Origin of the sequence: Streptomyces boncukensis (assembly GCF_011045075.1) — a bacterium.
GTDB classification, from domain to species: domain Bacteria; phylum Actinomycetota; class Actinomycetes; order Streptomycetales; family Streptomycetaceae; genus Streptomyces; species Streptomyces boncukensis.
Genome location: NZ_JAAKZZ010001075.1, coordinates 1 through 671, shown reverse-complemented (window position 1 = coordinate 671; position 671 = coordinate 1). Strand labels below are relative to the sequence as shown.

Below are 671 nucleotides of genomic sequence, written 5' to 3'. Positions count from 1 at the left end.
GGAGTAGAAGGGGATGGTGCCGGTGTGGGGGGTGATGGGGGCGAGGAGTTCGCGTAGGTCGTTTTCGATGGTTTCGACGTGGGCGGAGTGGGAGGCGTAGTCGACGTTGATGCGTTTGGCGCCGTCGGTGTGGTCGACGATGTCCTGGATGGCTTGGGTGTCGCCGGAGATGACGGTGACGGCGGGGCCGTTGACGGTGGCGATGGACAGGCGGCCGTTGTAGGGGGCGATGAGGGTGTCGACGTGGGTGCGGGGGAGGGGGATGGAGGCCATGCCGCCTGCTCCGGCGAGGGTGCGGATGGCGTGGCTGCGCAGGGCGACGACGCGGGCGCCGTCGTTGAGGGTGAGTGCTCCGGCGACGACGGCGGCGGCGATTTCGCCTTGGGAGTGGCCGATGACGGCGGCGGGCTGGACGCCGTAGTGGCGCCATAGGTCGGCGAGGGAGACCATGACGGCCCACAGGGCGGGTTGGACGATGTCGACGTGTTCGAGGGCTTCGGCGTCCTGGAGGACGTCGGTGAGGTTCCAGTCGACGAAGTGGCTGAGGGCTTCGGCGCACTCGTGCATGCGGTGGGCGAAGACGGGTTCGGCGTGCATGAGTTCGGTGGCCATGCCGACCCATTGGGCGCCTTGTCCGGGGAAGACGAGGACGGGTCGGGTGGTGGTGGGGG

Annotated in this window: 1 protein-coding gene; it reads right to left on the bottom strand. The window is 68.9% G+C overall.

Annotated features, from left to right (window positions below; all coding sequences use genetic code 11):
* Window positions 1–671: acyltransferase domain-containing protein (locus tag G5C65_RS38005; protein ID WP_165303635.1), on the bottom strand; the 671-nt coding region annotated here is incomplete at both ends.